General features: G+C 71.9%; 14 protein-coding genes and 1 pseudogene. 6 read left to right on the top strand and 9 right to left on the bottom strand.

What is annotated here, in order from left to right:
* Positions 1-112: 112 nt before the first annotated feature.
* From MDN94_RS05995 to MDN94_RS05985, 3 genes and pseudogenes are all read right to left on the bottom strand, one after another.
* Positions 113-604: a Uma2 family endonuclease gene (locus MDN94_RS05995; protein ID WP_482724917.1), complete on the bottom strand. Its 492-nt coding sequence runs from the start codon at positions 602-604 to the stop codon at positions 113-115.
* Positions 605-751: 147 nt separating this feature from the next.
* Positions 752-1,568 (bottom strand): annotated as a pseudogene (locus tag MDN94_RS05990) (hypothetical protein).
* A 225-nt stretch (positions 1,569-1,793) separates the two neighbouring features.
* Positions 1,794-1,949, bottom strand: coding sequence for a DUF397 domain-containing protein (locus MDN94_RS05985; RefSeq protein ID WP_482727016.1), 156 nt, complete (start codon positions 1,947-1,949; stop codon positions 1,794-1,796).
* Positions 1,950-2,392: 443 nt separating this feature from the next.
* Here MDN94_RS05985 and MDN94_RS05980 point away from each other — a divergent pair, with 443 nt between their 5' ends.
* Both MDN94_RS05980 and MDN94_RS05975 read left to right on the top strand, forming a co-directional pair.
* Positions 2,393-4,063: a SulP family inorganic anion transporter gene (locus MDN94_RS05980; RefSeq protein WP_482727015.1), complete on the top strand. Its 1,671-nt coding sequence runs from the start codon at positions 2,393-2,395 to the stop codon at positions 4,061-4,063.
* A complete protein-coding gene (locus MDN94_RS05975) occupies positions 4,060-4,908 on the top strand; it encodes a hypothetical protein (RefSeq protein WP_482724916.1) in 849 nt (282 codons plus the stop codon). The genes MDN94_RS05980 and MDN94_RS05975 overlap by 4 nt, the downstream gene beginning before the upstream one ends.
* Positions 4,909-4,912: 4 nt before the next feature.
* Here MDN94_RS05975 and MDN94_RS05970 read toward each other — a convergent pair whose 3' ends face one another.
* Genes MDN94_RS05970 through MDN94_RS05960 form a run of 3 tightly spaced genes read right to left on the bottom strand, consistent with a single transcriptional unit; the run spans position 4,913 to position 5,774 of the window.
* The gene (locus MDN94_RS05970; RefSeq protein ID WP_482724915.1) at positions 4,913-5,221 is read right to left on the bottom strand and encodes a hypothetical protein; all 309 of its coding nucleotides are present in this window, start codon (positions 5,219-5,221) and stop codon (positions 4,913-4,915) included.
* Positions 5,222-5,268: 47 nt separating this feature from the next.
* A complete protein-coding gene (locus MDN94_RS05965; protein ID WP_482724914.1) occupies positions 5,269-5,421 on the bottom strand; it encodes a DUF6126 family protein in 153 nt (50 codons plus the stop codon).
* Complete coding sequence (locus tag MDN94_RS05960; protein ID WP_482724913.1) at positions 5,418-5,774, bottom strand: ArsR/SmtB family transcription factor; 357 nt, start codon at positions 5,772-5,774, stop codon at positions 5,418-5,420. The genes MDN94_RS05965 and MDN94_RS05960 overlap by 4 nt, the downstream gene beginning before the upstream one ends.
* A gap of 304 nt (positions 5,775-6,078) precedes the next feature.
* On the opposite strand from MDN94_RS05960, the gene MDN94_RS05955 reads away from it, so the two are divergent.
* Both MDN94_RS05955 and MDN94_RS05950 read left to right on the top strand, forming a co-directional pair.
* Entirely contained in the window at positions 6,079-7,002 is a 924-nt protein-coding gene (locus tag MDN94_RS05955; RefSeq protein ID WP_482724912.1) for a hypothetical protein, read from the top strand.
* A 126-nt stretch (positions 7,003-7,128) separates the two neighbouring features.
* Positions 7,129-9,483, top strand: coding sequence for a hypothetical protein (locus tag MDN94_RS05950; RefSeq protein ID WP_482724911.1), 2,355 nt, complete (start codon positions 7,129-7,131; stop codon positions 9,481-9,483).
* A 5-nt stretch (positions 9,484-9,488) separates the two neighbouring features.
* Here MDN94_RS05950 and MDN94_RS05945 read toward each other — a convergent pair whose 3' ends face one another.
* Together MDN94_RS05945 and MDN94_RS05940 are read right to left on the bottom strand one after the other, a co-directional pair.
* A complete protein-coding gene (locus tag MDN94_RS05945; RefSeq protein ID WP_482724910.1) occupies positions 9,489-10,874 on the bottom strand; it encodes an MFS transporter in 1,386 nt (461 codons plus the stop codon).
* A complete protein-coding gene (locus tag MDN94_RS05940; RefSeq protein WP_482724909.1) occupies positions 10,871-11,545 on the bottom strand; it encodes a helix-turn-helix domain-containing protein in 675 nt (224 codons plus the stop codon). Before MDN94_RS05940 ends, MDN94_RS05945 begins: the two co-directional genes overlap by 4 nt.
* Positions 11,546-11,781: 236 nt before the next feature.
* Here MDN94_RS05940 and MDN94_RS05935 point away from each other — a divergent pair, with 236 nt between their 5' ends.
* Both MDN94_RS05935 and MDN94_RS05930 read left to right on the top strand, forming a co-directional pair.
* Positions 11,782-13,233 carry an ABC transporter permease gene (locus MDN94_RS05935; protein WP_482724908.1) on the top strand — a complete coding sequence of 484 codons (1,452 nt, stop codon included), beginning with the start codon at positions 11,782-11,784 and terminating at the stop codon, positions 13,231-13,233.
* Positions 13,234-13,280: 47 nt separating this feature from the next.
* Entirely contained in the window at positions 13,281-13,973 is a 693-nt protein-coding gene (locus MDN94_RS05930) for an ABC transporter ATP-binding protein (RefSeq protein ID WP_482724907.1), read from the top strand.
* A gap of 382 nt (positions 13,974-14,355) precedes the next feature.
* Here MDN94_RS05930 and murQ read toward each other — a convergent pair whose 3' ends face one another.
* Positions 14,356-15,288 (bottom strand): N-acetylmuramic acid 6-phosphate etherase, encoded by a 933-nt coding sequence (gene murQ, locus MDN94_RS05925; RefSeq protein WP_482724906.1) that lies wholly within the window; start codon positions 15,286-15,288, stop codon positions 14,356-14,358.
* Positions 15,289-15,319 lie beyond the last annotated feature (31 nt).

Here is a 15,319-nt window from a genome sequence, read left to right as displayed (position 1 = left end):
TCTGCGGAACGGACGGGGGACGCCGGGTGCTCACCCGCGCGGCGGCCCGCGACAGCCCGTTCCAGGACCCGCTGCGGTGGATCAATGTCGTCGTCGGCTCATGCGGCCGAGTCTACGCCTGGGAGTAGTCCTTGAGCTTCTCCGTTTCGAGGGTGATGCCGACGGGGGAGGGGAACTCGACGGTCTCGCCGTAGGCGTAGAGCCGGGCCAGGTGGTACAGGCCGTCCTTGGGTTCACTGTGGACAACGACGGTGTCGGAGTCACGATCGACGAGGAGGCAGACGGGGATGCCTGCCGCCGCATAGCCGTCGCGTTTCTCGATCCGGTCACGGCGGTGGGTGTCGTTGTCGTGGGAAGTGACTTCGACAACCATGAGGACGCCATGGGGACTCGACCATTCGCCGTGCCCGGCGAAGTGTCCCCGCGGGGCGAGTGTGCCGTCGGGGCGGCTGCGGCGCTTGCGGTCCCCGTCGATCAGGAGCCCGCGCTCCGGGTAGAGGCGCAGATCCGGGCGGTGTTGCATGCACTGCTCCAGCAGCCACGTGCAGATCTCACCGTGGTCACCGTCGGGCACGGGCTTGACCCTCAGCTTGCCGTTGATCAATTCGAGCGTGACGCCCTCAGGGGCGTTGCGTGCCAGTTCCTCGAAGTCCTCGACAGAGATCTCGGGGTTCTCGGCGCTGATGCGGGTGCATGGCGTCGCCTCCTCCCCTCCATCGTGCCCCGTGGCATGGCCGGGTGAGCGGCACGGTCATGTCTGTGTCCTTGTCGTTTCGAGCGGGCGGGCCGCCGCCGCGCGGGCCTCGGCGGCGTGGGCGCGGACGCGGGCGGCGGGGAGCGTCGGCGGTGCGAGCGGGGCCGCGCCACGGCAGCGGGCGCAGGCCCCGTCCACCAGCGCGTCGGACCGGCCCGGTGCCCCGCACTTGCCGCATTCGAGGACACGGATCGGCGGCGGCACTCGGACGGGCTCCGGGGGGAGCTTGTCGACCAGACGGCGGCGGGCGCTGCGGGCCGGTTGTCAGGGCGTGGGTGATCCGGCGGGCGTCGGAGCCGCGCGCGAACCACTCCTCCACCAGCGGCGCCAATGCCTCGCACTCGGCGTGCGAGAGGGACATCACCGGCTGCTCCCGGCCGAGGGCAGCCAGCAGGATGTACGCCCGCGAGCGGGTCGGCCGGCGCTGCTCCACCGGCACGTCGCCTCGCTGGAACGCCGCCCACCACGCGTCGTCACGCGCCGTACGGGACCACCAGGTCCGGGTCACCCACAGGAGCGATCCCGCCTCGCTCTCCACCAGTTCGAGCCCGCGGCGCAGGTGCCCGGCCTCGATGAGGCGGTTGAGCACGCGGGCGGTGGCGTACTGGCCGTAGGTCGTGTGCTTGGCCAGCGTCTTCACGGAGATGTCGCTGTTCTCGGCGAGTTTGTCGATGTACGCCGCGAGGGGCCGGTCCCGCTTCGGGAGGTGGTCGAAGTCGCGGTCCGTCCGGGGGCGTTGCCCGGGCGCGGGGCGCTTGCCGTAGCCGGGGTTGGCGAGGGGATGCGGGGCAGCACTAAGCTGGCAGTCAGCCATGGATCGAGTCCGTTTCGATCTTGTGGTCAGACCCCCGCAGGTGTTGGTAGCACCTGGCGGGGGTTGTTCGTTTATCGGAACGCTAGAGCGTGATGACGCTGCGTGGCAAGTCGGTCGCGTGATGTCAACTCGACAGGGCGGGTGGGTGGGTCGAGACAGGACCCACCACCCACATCACTGTGAAGAGCGCTCGAATCTCGGGACTTGAGCTCCGGGAAAGCTGCCTCAGCCCTGCTTGAGGTCGGCGACGAAGGCCGACCAGGCGGTGGCGGGGAAGGCCAGGTGCGGGCCGTCGGGGTCCTTGGAGTCGCGGACGGGGACGACTGGCCCGTGGCGAGGACTTCGAGGACAGGCGAGCGGGGGCGTGTCCGGGAAGGACATCAGTCTGAGAGCGCCGTTCATCGACACGGCGGGTACGTCGTCGACGTCCGGGACGGGTGGGTCGGGACCGTCATGGGGCGGGTCGGCACGTATGTGCAGCTGCGGCCGCCGGGCGGGGGGGGGGCAGGAGTGGGACTGCCCGCCCGGGGATGTGCGGCCGGCGACGCCGGGGGAGCTGTCGCGGGCGCGGGTGCGGGAGGTGAACGCGCGGGTGCGGCGGCCCTGAGGTGAGCTCTCCCTTTACGACCTGACGAGTACACGAATTGCAAAATTCTGCAATTCAATACAAGCTGTGTTCGCTGTGTCCGTCGGTAGCCGCGGGCACAGCACCAGGCTGCGGGAAGGCGAGGTTCGGTGGAGTGAGTACCGTGCTCGCCCAAGTGCAGGCGCAAGTGATCGGCCGGGTGCGTCCGTTGCTTCCGACCCGCGACGACTACGCCGCCATGGCCCACCGGCCGCGCCGCAACCTGCTGGCCGGTCTGACCGTCGCCGTCGTGGCGCTGCCCCTCGCCCTCGGCTTCGGGGTGTCCTCGGGGCTGGGCGCGGATGCCGGACTCGCGACGGCCGTCGTCGCCGGGGCGCTCGCCGCTCTCTTCGGCGGCTCGAACCTCCAGGTCTCCGGCCCCACCGGGGCGATGACGGTGGTCCTCGTGCCGATCGTCGCGCAGTACGGCCCCGGCGGTGTGCTGACCGTCGGGCTGCTGGCCGGGCTGATGCTGATCGGGCTCGCGCTGCTGCGGGCCGGGAAGTACATGCGCTACCTGCCCGCCCCTGTCGTCGAGGGCTTCACCCTCGGCATCGCCGGTGTGATCGCCCTTCAGCAGATCCCGAACGCGCTCGGCGTCCCAGTGCCCGAGGGTGAACGGGTTCTGGTGGTCGCGTGGCGGGCGGTCGAGGAGTTCGCGAAGTCGCCGGGGTGGACCGCCGTGGTGACAGCCGTCGCCGTTGCCGCAGCGATGCTCGGCGGGTCCCGGTGGCGGCCCGCGGTTCCCTTCTCCCTCGTCGCCGTGATCGCCGCGACGCTCGTCGCACAGCTCCTCCACCTGGACCTGGCCCCGATCGGCGACCTGCCGTCCGGACTGCCCGCGCCCTCCCTCGCCTTCCTCGACCTGTCCGCGCTCGGGTCGCTGCTCGCGCCCGCCGTGGCGGTCGCCGCGCTTGCGGCACTGGAGTCCCTGCTGTCGGCCACCGTGGCGGACGGCATGACGGTCGGCCAGCGGCACGACCCGGACAAGGAACTGTTCGGGCAGGGCATCGCGAACCTGGCCGCGCCGCTGTTCGGCGGCGTCCCGGCGACGGCGGCCATCGCGCGTACCGCGGTCAACGTCCGTACCGGTGCGTCGTCTCGGTTGGCGTCCCTCACCCACGCCGCCGTGCTCGCCGTCATCGTGTTCGCCGCCGCACCGCTGGTGTCCAGGATTCCGCTGGCGGCGCTCGCCGGAGTGCTGCTGGCCACCGCGATCCGGATGGTCGAGGTCGCCTCGCTGCGCGCGATGGCGAGAGCCACCCGCTCCGACCGGCTCGTGCTGGTGCTCACCGCCGTCGCCACGCTGGCGCTGGACCTCGTCTACGCGGTCGTCATCGGGCTGCTGGTGGCCGGTGCGCTGGCCCTGCGGGCGGTGGCCGGGCAGGCCCGTATGGACCAGGTCGACCTGCGTCCCGACCTGCCGGGCGAGCACAGCGACGAGGAGCAGGCTCTGCTGGCAGAGCACATCGTGGCCTACCGCATCGACGGTCCGCTGTTCTTCGCCGCCGCCCACCGCTTCCTGCTGGAGCTGTCGGAGGTGGTGGACGTACGCGTCGTGATCCTGCGCATGTCGCGCATCTCGACCATCGACGCGACCGGCGCGCTCGTCCTCAAGGACGCGGTGCGGGGGCTGGAGCGGCGCGGGATCGCGGTGATGATGTCCGGGGTGCGGCCGGGGCAGCGGCAGGTGCTCGACTCGGTCGGCGTGCTCGACCTGGTGCGGTCCACCGGCGGGGAGCACTCCACCACGCCCGAGGCGATCGCCGCGGCCAAGGCCCGGCTGCGGGGCGCCGGGGTCATTCCAGCCGTGCCGGGCCAGAAAGGCGCGACCTCCGTGCCCGTACAGGGAAGGCCGGGCGGAGCGTGACGACTCTCAGCGACCTGCCGCACCGCCACGCACTGACCGCGCCCACGGTGCCGGCCCCGGTGCGGCTCGCGCGCCGAACCGCCGAGATGACGTTCGCCTCGTGGGGGATCGGCGCCTCGCACCCGGTCGTGGGGCCGGCTCTGCTGATCCTCGCCGAGTTGGTGACCAACAGCGTGCGGCACGCCGCGGATCAGTCCCCGAGCCTCACCGTCACGCTCGCCGCCGGCGCGGACACCGTCGCCTTCGCCGTTCACGACCGCCACCCCCGCCACCCCGGCATCCTCGCCCGGGCGGGCTGCGGCGGGGGTCTCGCGGTGGTGGCCGAGGTGCTGGCCGCTTACGGCGGTACCTGCGTTTGCGCCGGGACGCGGACGGCGGCGGCAAGAGCGTGTGGATCACCCTGCCCCTGTGACGGAATCAGTGCGAAGAACGAGAGAACGACGATGACCATCGAGTGGCGCTACACCACCCACCAGAACCTCGGGGTCCTCTCCCTGGCCGGTTTCCTCGGCGCCGAAGCGGTGCACCGCTTCACCGGGGCCGTCGGCTGGGTACTGGCGCGGGGCGCCGGGCCGGTCGTTCTCGACCTCACGGAACTCCGGGGCTGGTCCGTGGGCGGCCAGCTCGCCGTCGCGCAGGCCGGTCGTCAACTCGCCGCGGAGGGCAGGCTCCTGGAGCTCGCGGCGATCCCCGCGGACGGTTCCCTCGTCCCCGACGGCAGCCATCCGCCGCTGACGGTTCACAGCGACCTGGCCGCGGCACTCGCGGCGCACGGCCGTCCTGACGGTCCGGTGCGGGAATGGTGCAGCGACGACTGGTCCGAGGAGGGCCGGACGGGCCTCTGACCGCCTACCAGCAGTGCACGTGCACGAACCAGCTCCAGTCCGAGCACTCCGCCGGCCGTGCCGGCATCACCGGCATCACCGGCATCGGGGCGCCCTCGGCCTCGCGCATCCGCTCCGGCGACCAGAACTCGCGGATCTCCTCGGGGGACCGTGTCTCGTGGTGCACGACCACGCCGCCGGAGTGCTTCGCCTCGGCGACGGCCGCGGACACGGCAGCGCCGCCGAGTCCGACCGATACGACGGATGCCGCGAGCACGACCCCGGCGCGGGGCGTCATCGCGGTGGTGCGCCGGGCACGGCGGGCGGGATTCATCGGGTACTTCTCGTGCTCGGGGCAGCGTCGGCCTCCGCCGCCGCCGGTCACCTCTGTGCGTGCTCTCCCACGTAGAACAGCAGCCAGACGAAGCCCGCGAATAGGTGGGTGGCGAAGACGTACACGAAGACGCGCAGCATCACGCCGCGCTCCTTCCACTTCTCCAGGTCCTGTTCCTGGCGCTCCGACCCGGGCCTCATGCCGTCACGTCCCTGTCGGCCTCGCGCAGTTCGGCCAGCAACTCCTGCTGTCCGGCGAGAAGATGGGACAGGATGCGGCGTGCGGAGGCGAGCAGTTCGGCGACGTCACCGCCCGCCAGCTCGTACACCACTGTCGAGCTCTCCCGGGTGGCCCGTACGATGCCCGAGCGGCGCAGCACGGCCAGCTGCTGGGAGAGGCTCGAGGGCTCGATCTCGATCGCGGCGAGCAGGTCCCGCACCGGCATCGGGCCGTCCTGGAGCAGTTCGAGGACGCGGATGCGCACCGGATGGCCCAGCATCCGGAAGAACTCGGCCTTCGCCTGGTACAGCGGGACCGGGCTGCTGGGAGTCACCCTTCGCTCACCTCGTCTGGACAGTTTCGGAATTGAAGAACTCTTCAAGTCTACTCGCCAGCTGCGGCGGCGCATCCCCCGGCCACGCACTCGCCAAGTGACGGGCGACGCACGGCGGTTCGGGTTCCTGGAATGATCGGCGGACCACTTCAGGAGGGACGCGGGCGTGACGTTCGGGGGACAGAATCCGTACCAGGGGTACAGGCACGGGCATGGGCAGCCGAGGCCGGGGGTGCCGCCGCAGCCCGGTGCGGGGCCGTATCCGGGGGTGCCGCCGCAGCCCGGTCCGGGGCCGTATCCGGGGGTGCCGCCGCAGCCCGGTCCGGGGCCGTACCCGGGGCCGCAGCCGTATCGTCCGTACGGGCCGCCGCCGACGTTCTGGCAGCGGTTCCGTGAGGACGAATGGCCCCCGCTGCGCGAGGTGCTCACCGGGCTGCGGCGGGCGCCCGGCTGCCTCCTGGCGCTCGGCATGTGCTTCGTGTGGCCGGCGCTGCTCTTTCTGGTGGGCTATCCGCTGGCCCGATCGGCCCGTCGGCAGGCGAGGCGGCGGTTTCCCGCTCACGCCATCCGCCGGTACCACGATCCCGAGGTGTGGCGCGTGCAGAAGACCCGGGCATGGGTCGCTCTGGGCGCGTCCTTCCTGATCCTGCTCGCCTACGGCACGGAAGCGGACTGGAGCGAGGTGCAGGAGCAGTACTTCTTCCGGCTGGTGATCACCCCGTGGCTGCTGCTGCTCACCGCCCCCGTCGTGCTGCTGGTCCTGTTCCGGCTCGCGCCGCCGTCGGCGAGGCCGGGGATGCGGGCGCGTCTGCGGCCCGCTGTCCGCTCCGTGCTCTGGTACTTCGGCGCCTTCACAGCGGTGCCGCTGCTGTTCGCGGGCGTGATGCTTCTCAGTCAGGGCTACGCGAACAGCAGCCTCGGCCCGCTGATCACGCTCGCGTTCCTGCTTCCGGTGCTGTGGGTGCTGTTCTTCGTCGTGTTCGCGTCCACGACCGCCGTGCGGACCGCCTTCAACACGGCCGACGTGCACGCGGCGCTCCCGGCGCTGCTCACCGGCGTCCTGGTGTGGGAACTCGCGGTCCTCAACCTGGCCACGGCGGGACTCCCGCCGGGCCCGCCGCTCGTCCAGATCTGCGCGGTCGTCGGCGGGCCGGCGTCGGTCACCGCCATCGCCTGGTGGGAACTCACCCGCCTGCGCACGCGGTACGGGGTGACGCTGCGCGGCTGAGTCTTTGGCCCTTCAGCGGCGACTTCCGGCCAACTGCCCAGGGACCGGCGGCATGGGCGTGACTGCCGGGGAAGGGCCCTCCTGGACAGTCGCGTATTTCACGCGCACGGAAACCGGGGGAGCGGCATGTCATTGACCAGAGGACGCACGGGGCCGCGGGCGCTGGCCTCGTCCGTGCTGATGCTCGGGTTGTTACTGGGCACGGGCGGCGGCCTCGCGGAGGCGTCCGCCGAGGCGCGGACGCTGTCGTCCGGCCAGACCCGGGACCTCACGGCCGACGGTGGGAAGAAGGAGCGCAAGCCCGCTCCGTCCGGGAGATCGCTGACCCGGATCGAAGGCGACTGGTACAGCGACCCCCTGGGACACCGGTCGTACGTGTACCGGCAGGCCGTGTGGGGGCAACGGTCGCGGATCGACGGCGGCAGGAACCAGCAACGGATCGACGGGGGGCGGAACGTCGCGATCGGGTTCGTGGACATCACCGGGCTCGAGGACGTGGACATCCGGGGCCTGGAGGTGGTGGAGACCGCCGCGCTGAAGCACGACGACCCCGCGCTGTACGAGCGGTTACGCATGGACGAACGCCCCGGGATCGAGAGGTTCGCCATCGTCCCGCGCGCCAACGAGGCCTCGGCGGAAGCGGACGGCAACCACTCCGAACTGAACATCCTCGTCTGGGACCTGGCTTTCCTGAGCCAGGATGTGCGGAAACCGGTGCCCCGGGACCGGCTCTTCGTGATCTACAGCGACCGTTCGCCGTGCAAGGCGCAGTGCGCCGGCCGGATCCCGGCCAACACCGATGTCATCTACGCCGTCGTGAACGGTCGGGGCTCTTCCCACGAGATGAACGCGCTGATCGACGGCGCCAAAGCGAGAGCCGAAGCCGAGAAGACCACCGTCGCCCGGGAGGTGGCGGCACAGAAGCAGCTGGGCAAGGAGCGCAAGGCGGCGGAGCAGCAGCGGAGGGCGCAGGCCAGGAAGGAGAACCAGTTCTTCCGTAACCCCCGCGCCGCCAAACCGTGCGGCGATGGCCAGGCCCTCGGCTTCAGCCCCCAGCTGACGACTGTCGTGGCGCCGGCCGGTCCGCACAACGCACGACCGGCGGCCGACCCGTGTTCGGAAGGCGGCGCCGCGGACGGCACCGCGGGGGGTCTGACCCGGGCGCTGACGCAGCCCGTGCCCCAAGCGCCCGGCGGGATCGACTTCTCCTCGTTGGAACTGCGCCATCTCTCGGACCCCGGCGACGGCAGCGGTCTGCGGTACGCCTTCCGGGCGCCCCTCTCCGCCGATGGCGGCGGTTCTCCGGCGGCGGGCCTCGACGCCGCGGAGAGCAGCTCCGACGCGTTCTTCGTCTGGCTGTCCCTCGAACCGTCTGCGTTTTGGGTCAACCTCAACCCGGGCGAGCCGGACCGCATCGTCGACGAACGGCTCGGCCGTACGGACGCCGGACGTGTCCTCCTCGAGGCCGATCTGCTGATGAAGAAGACGATCGGCAAACTCATCCACCCCCACACGGAGCGGGGCCGGAAATTCTGGGACGGCATCCGGGGGGACTGCATGTCGTACCGGACGTGGATCCTGCCCGCACCCGCGTCGGTCCACCAGGACGGCGACAAGCTCTACATCCTCGACGCGCCCCTCGACGTCAGGATGGAGTCCCAGTACCTGGAGCAGCGGGGCGGATCCGCCACCGGTTCGTGCCCGAAGCAGGACAAGGCCACCGAGGACCACAACGAGCAGCACTTCCGCGGCCTGATCCTCACCGAGCTCAAGAAGGCGATCAACACCGCGCCCGAGTACGCCGAGCTGCGCCGCGTCTACCTTTCCCGGGTCGCCGCCGAGTGGTACCGCGACCTGAGCCGCGGCAAGGACACCACCTACGGCGACCTCATCGACACGGGTGACGTCGACGCCTGGCCGCTCACCGGCGACTGGAAACCCATCGACACCTTCGACCGGTTCGTCGAGTCGTACACCAAGGGCGAGTTCAAGGTCACCGACAGGACAACTGAAGGCGGGACCACCTATGTACGCAGCTATGTCTACGGTGGTGTCGACTTTTCCCGGATCCCCATGGCGAAGGTCTCCGGCAATCGTTTCGCGGCGGACTTCGCGAACCTCCCGGGAGAGGTCGACCGCTCGCTGAGCGTGCCGTCCGCCGACGGGCGCGGAGCGATCTGGCTCGGCGCGGCCACCCCGCGTCAGGCGGCCGACGTCGAACCGCGGGGGTCGGCCGACGGCGAACCGTCGGCGCCCGCGCGGCGCGGGGCAGCCGACTCCGGTCCGCAGGAAGACCCCCTGAATGTCGGGGCGGTGGCCCTGCGTTTGTTGCCCGTGGCTCCGGTCGCAGCGGTTCTGCTGCTCTGGTGGAGGCGACGCGCTGCGCATTCCGCCGCCACGGCAAGGCTGCGGCAGCGGCCCGCGGCTCCCGCCGCACGGGACGGGGCCCGGGGCGGAGGCCGCCAGGACGACTTCTTCTGAGGGGATCAGGAGCGGGGCCGTGCGATCAAGCCCCGGTCGGTGCCGTTGGGTTCCGGCGGGTTGCCTGCGACGGACTGGACGTCGAGGCCCCAGTCCGCCGGATGCGCGGCGGTGGCGGGCTTCGCCCGGCGGGTCCACAGCAGTGCGCCGAGCAGCAGTGCGGTCGCGCCCACCAGCCACGGCAGCGGGCCGACCGGCAGGGAGCCGGCCACGAGGCCGGTCAGCGCGGCGACCGACTGGAGCGCCAACGACTTCACGGACAGGGCGGTGGCGCGGACCGTGCTGTCGACGCGACGGTGCAGCAGGTCGTTCTCGTTCGGACCCGCCGCGCCGAGACCCAGGTAGACGAGGGCGTATCCGAGGGCGGCCAGGGCGAGCGGTGCCCCGCCGCCGTCCCAGGCGGCCGTCACGCCGAGCAGCGCGAGTCCGGTCGTGCTCACACCTAGGGCGGCGAGCACCGCGTGCTCGCTGCTCCCCGTCAGCCGCGCGGTCAAAGGTGCGCAGTGGCTGCCTACCGCGGTGCACAGGAAGCCGGCGCAGGCGAGTGCGGCGTAAAGGACAGCGCCGGACTCGGGGGCGCCCGTGAGCCGGGCGGCCCGGCCGGGGGTGAGGAGCTCGACGGCGGCGAGCGCCGCGCCGGCGGCGGCCGCGGTCAGCAGGACCCGGCGGACGAGCGACTCCGTGACGCCGAGCCGAAGTCCGCCCAGCATCGTCGCCGGGACGCCGCGGAGCACGCCGCGCAGGGTGGCCGGCGGGCGGGGCGGCTCCGGCAGGGCGGTGAGCACATAGGCGACGAAACCGACGCCGACGGACGCGCCGAGCAGGCCGGGTACCGACAGCGGGAGTACGAGGCCGCCGGTGGCGCCGGCCAGTCGGGCGCCCGGGTCGGGGCCGAGGCCCAGCAGGAGCGGCAGCGCCCCGCCGAGGAGGGTTCCGGCGGCGAGCGCGGCGGCCGAGGCGGTGTTGCCGCGCGCCAGGCCGGTGCGCAGTTCGGCGCCCGCGCCGGAGTGGGCCTGGACGGTGTCCACGTACCAGGCCTCCGCGGGGCCGCTGGACAGGGCGCGGCCGGAGCCCATCAGGAACATGGCGACGGCGAGCGCCCACACGGTGGTTCCGAGCGCCATCAAGGTCAGGGCGCACAGATTGAGCAGGCCCGCCGCGGCGAGGACGGACCGGCGGCCGAGGACGTCTGACAGTCCGCCGGTGGGCAGTTCCATGAAGGAGACGGTGAGGGAGTGGACGGCGAAGAGTCCGGCGACCACGGCGAGGCTCATGCCGCGTTCGGTAAGGAGCAGGACCTGGGACGGTATGTAGAGGCCGACGGGGAGCCAGAAGAGGAATGTGACGGTGACGAAGCGGCGGCGGGCGGCGCGGGGGTCCAGCAGCTTCATGAGCGGTCCTCCGCGGCTGACTCATTCTCCGTGACGGCCTTGGCGCTGCTTGTTCCCGCGTTCGGCTCTGTGCCGCGCGCCCCGGTTTCGGGGGCGAGTGCCAGCCCGGCCGTGAAGAGTACGACCTGTTCTGCTCGGGCGTCGCCCTCGTCGCGGGCGGCGAGCTCGTTCACGGTGCGCTCGAACGCCGCCCACAGTTCCGTGAGCGACTCCGGCGTGAGGCGCGCCACCAGGTCGCTGAAGCCTGACGGCTCCAGCCACTCCCCGTCGAGCCTGCCGGTGTCGAGGTCCTCCTGGTGCCGGGCCAGGGAGCGTTCCAGGTGTTCGAGTTGGGCCCGGCGGGCCACGTCGACGAATGCCCGCGCCTCTTGTGAGCCGGCCATCGCGGCGTTGCTCCAGCTGGTGACCTCGTGGACGGACCTCCAGCGCCGCTCGCGGCCGTCGCGGTGCTCGGCCTCCGCGATGAACGCGTACTTGGCCAGCACCCGCAGGTGGTAGCTGGTCGACGCGGACGACTCGCCCGTCCTGACGGCGAGTTCGCTCGCGGTGGCCGGTCCCTCCATGCGCAGCAGGCCCAGCAGCCGGATCCGCAGAGGGTGTGTGAGCGCCTTGAGGGCGGCGGCGTCCTGGCGGGGATCGAGTACGCGACGGCGTTCGTGGTCATCGGTCACCGGGCGAGCGTAGAGCGGGCGCGGGGTTTTGCAAAATTAGTTTTGCAGAATTTCTTTGGTGAACCTGCCCGGTGCGGCACTCGGCACTGAGGGCGCCCGGTGCCCCCGAGCCGGCGTCGGGCAGCGGCACGTGCCCAAGTGCCTTCGCCCTCGGCGGTCAGGTCTCGATCGGAACACTCATGGGGCTCTCATCGTCGCCTCAACTCCTCATCACGTCGCGTCCATACCGTCACGCCATGTTCTTCACCTACCTCCGGCGTGAACTTTGCCGCCGCAGAAAGGCGGCGCTCGTCGTCGCCTCGGGGCTCGCCCTCGGGATCGCGCTGGTCATCGTCGTCAACTCGGTGTCGTCCGGGATGAACCGCGCCCAGGACAGGGTCCTGGAATCGCTGTACGGGCTCGGCACCGACATGACCGTCACCAAGGCCGCGGAGCCGCCCGGTGAGGGCGAGACGGTGCGGCGCCCCCGCTTCCGGTTCGACGCCAAGGACGAGGGCGACGAAGCAGAGCAGAGCAGCGACATCGTGATGGTCCAGGGCTTCGAGACCCTCGCCTCCTCGACCGTCGCCGAGGTCGCGAAACAGGACGGCGTCGCCGGCGCGGTCGGCGGGCTGAGCGTCAACGTCATGAAGGTCAACGGGGAGTTCAAGCGCGGGGCGGTGCAGCAGAAGCCCGGTCAGGGCGGGCCGGGCGCAGGCGGCGGCGCCGTGCGCGGCGGCGGGGCCGACTTCGACGTCGACTCGTACACGGCTTACGGAACGGACGTCACCCGCCAGGAGCTCGGACCCCTGACGTCTTCGACGATCACCTCCGGGCGGACCTTCAAGGAGAGCGAGACCGACGCACGGGTCGCCGTCCTCGACAGCGCCTACGCCAAGGAGAAGAACCTCGGGCCGGGCAAGAAACTCACCGTCTCCGGCACCGACTTCGAGATCATCGGCATCGCGACCGCGGACAGCGGCGACGCCGCGGCCAACGTCTACCTCCCGCTCGCCCAGGCGCAGGAACTCGCCGACGCCGAGGGCAAGGTGACCACGGTCTACGTCCAGGTCACCGACTCGCAGCAGATCGACGGCGTCAAGGAGACCATCCAGAAGAACATCTCCGGTACGACCGTGACCACATCCGCCGACCTCGCGGAGACGGTCTCCGGATCGCTGTCCACGGCGTCCGACCTGGCTTCGGGCGTCGGCAAGTGGCTCTCCGTCCTCGTGCTGGCCGCCGCGTTCCTCGTCGCCGGACTGCTGACGTCCTCGGCGGTCAGCCGGCGTGTACGGGAGTTCGGCACGCTCAAGGCGCTCGGCTGGCGCAGCGGCCGGGTGACACGGCAGGTCGCCGGTGAGGCCCTCGTCAACGGGGTCGTCGGCGGCGCGCTCGGCATCGCCCTCGGGCTCACCGGCGCGTGGCTGATCACCACCTTCAGCCCGACGCTCACCGCTCAGCTCGGCGGCGGCGCCGGGGCGGGCGGAGGGGGCGGCCTGCGGGTCGCAGGCCCCGGCGGCGTTGGCGGGCCCCTGCGGGACTCGGCCGAACGCGCCCTCGACATCGCGCTCACCGCGCCCGTCTCGCTCCCCACGATCGGCCTCGCGGTGACCCTGGCCGTCGCCGGCGGACTCGTCGCGGGCGGCTTCGGCGGCTGGCGGGCGTCCCGGCTGCGACCCGCCGACGCGCTGCGCCGCGTCGAATGACCCGGCCGGCACCGGGCCCCTTCTCTTCCATACAACAGGAGTTGATGATGTACCAGCTCAGTGGCGTCACCAAGCGCTACCGGCGGGGCAAGGACAGCGTGAACGCCCTCGACGGCGTCGACCTGACCATCGAGGACGGCGGCCGGCTCGTCATCCAGGGCCCCACGGGAGGCGGCAAGTCCACGCTGCTGCAGATGCTCGGCGGCCTCGACCGGCCGAGCGAGGGCAGTGTGGTCCTCGACGGGACGGATCTGGCGACCCTGCCGGAGGCGAGGCTGACGCGGGTGCGGGCGGAGAAGATCGGCTTCGTCTTCCAGAGTTTCAACCTGATTCCCACGCTGACCGCGCAGGAGAACGTCGAGACTGCGCTCGTGCCGCTGCCGGGTCTGAAGGCACGCGAACGCCGGGAACGCGCCGCGGAGGCGCTGGCCTCCGTCGGTCTCGGTGAGCGGCTGCGGCACCTGCCCGGCGAGCTGTCCGGCGGGCAGCAGCAGCGGGTCGCGATCGCGCGTGCGCTGGTGAAACGGCCGGCGGTACTGCTCGCGGACGAGCCGACGGGAAACCTGGACGAGTCGATGCGCGACGAGATCATGGAGGTCCTGGAGGCCGTGTGGGAGGAGCACGCCTTCACGTTCGTGATGGTCACCCACGACTCGGCGCTGGCGCGCCGGACGAAGCGGATCGCGACGATCCGCAAGGGGCGGGTGACGGTGAAGGAGCGAGCGGCGGACGCGGCGTAGCACGTCCCGGCCGTCGGGGCTCTGCCCTTGGCCCCGAGCCTCGATCGCCGGCGGGGCCGGGTGGGAGCCCGGGGGCAGGCGGAGTCGGTCTCGCGCGCCGGGCACTTGAGCCCGTCCGGCGATCGAGGACCCGCCCGGAGGGCGGGCCGTGAGTTTCGGCGGGCGGCCGGATTCGTGGCGCGGCCCGGTCGTCGGGGCTCTGCACCGAGCCCCGCGCCTCGATCGCCGGCGAGACGCGAAGTGGCCGGGCGCCGGCGGGGCCGTGAGCTGTGCCCGGGCGCCGGCGACGCTTGAAGTGGCCGGGCGCGGGCGGGGCCGTGAGGTGCCCGGCGCCGGCGGGGCGCGTCGGGCCGGTCGGCGGGGCCGCCGCGGGCCGGGTGGGTCAGGTGGCGGACGAGGCCGTGAGGGCCGCGCGCAGGTGGCCCGAGGTGCGGGCGAGGAGGGTGGCTGCCGTCGGGGCGTCGACATTGCCCAGGATCACCAGGATCGCGTTCTTCACCTCGCCGTCCGTCGCCTCCAGGGCCGACTCGATCTCCTCGTCGGACGCCCCCGTGGCCAGCGCCACGATGCGGCGGGAGCGGGCGCGGAGTTTGTCGTTGGACGCGCGGACGTCGACCATCAGGTTCCCGTAGGTCTTGCCGAGGCGGATCATGGTGATCGTCGAGATCATGTTGAGCACCAGCTTCTGCGCCGTGCCCGCCTTCAACCGGGTCGAGCCGGTGAGGAGTTCGGGCCCGGTGACGACCTCGATGCCGTGTTCCGCGGCCGCGGCCAGCGCGCTGTCCGCGTTGCAGGAGAGCCCGATGGTGAGCGCGCCCAGCGCACGGGCGTGTTCCACCGCGCCGATGGCGTACGGGGTACGGCCGGACGCCGAGATGCCGACCACCGTGTCGTCGGCCGTGAGCTTCAGGCCGTCGAGGTCCGCCGCGGCCAGTTCCTTGCTGTCCTCCGCCCCTTCGACGGCCTTGACCATCGCGGTAGGGCCGCCCGCGATCAGGCCGAGGACCTCCGACGGGTCGGTGTTGAAGGTGGGCGGGCACTCGCTGGCGTCGAGCACGCCCAGCCGGCCGGCCGTGCCGGCCCCCGCGTAGATCAGCCTGCCGCCGTGGGACATCCGCTCCGCGGTGCCGTCGATCGCGGCGGCGATGGCGGGCAGTTGCGCGGCGACGGCGGCGGGGACGGTCGCGTCCTCGCCGTTCATGATCCGGGCGATCTCGAGCGTCGGCAGCCGGTCGATGTCGGCGAGCTCGGGTCGGAACGCCTCGGTGGTGAGAGTGGCCAGCTGGGCGCGGAGTTCACCGTAGGTGGAGGTCATGAAGAGCGGCTCGGCTTTCTTGGTACGCGGG

It is taken from the genome of Streptomyces sp. WAC00040 (assembly GCF_056835925.1).
The sequence above is the reverse complement of the archived record's forward strand: the minus strand, read 5'-3'. Positions and strand labels throughout refer to the sequence as shown.

Coding starts and splice junctions, on each gene's coding strand:
- MDN94_RS05980 (WP_482727015.1), top strand. CDS start 2,393: ATGGCCCACCGGCCGCGCCGCAACCTGCTGGCCGGTCTGACCGTCGCC.
- MDN94_RS05950 (WP_482724911.1), top strand. CDS start 7,129: ATGTCATTGACCAGAGGACGCACGGGGCCGCGGGCGCTGGCCTCGTCC.
- MDN94_RS05930 (WP_482724907.1), top strand. CDS start 13,281: ATGTACCAGCTCAGTGGCGTCACCAAGCGCTACCGGCGGGGCAAGGAC.
- MDN94_RS05985 (WP_482727016.1), bottom strand. CDS start 1,949: ATGTCCTTCCCGGACACGCCCCCGCTCGCCTGTCCTCGAAGTCCTCGC.
- MDN94_RS05935 (WP_482724908.1), top strand. CDS start 11,782: ATGTTCTTCACCTACCTCCGGCGTGAACTTTGCCGCCGCAGAAAGGCG.
- MDN94_RS05970 (WP_482724915.1), bottom strand. CDS start 5,221: ATGAATCCCGCCCGCCGTGCCCGGCGCACCACCGCGATGACGCCCCGC.
- murQ (WP_482724906.1), bottom strand. CDS start 15,288: ATGACCTCCACCTACGGTGAACTCCGCGCCCAGCTGGCCACTCTCACC.
- MDN94_RS05945 (WP_482724910.1), bottom strand. CDS start 10,874: ATGAAGCTGCTGGACCCCCGCGCCGCCCGCCGCCGCTTCGTCACCGTC.
- MDN94_RS05965 (WP_482724914.1), bottom strand. CDS start 5,421: ATGAGGCCCGGGTCGGAGCGCCAGGAACAGGACCTGGAGAAGTGGAAG.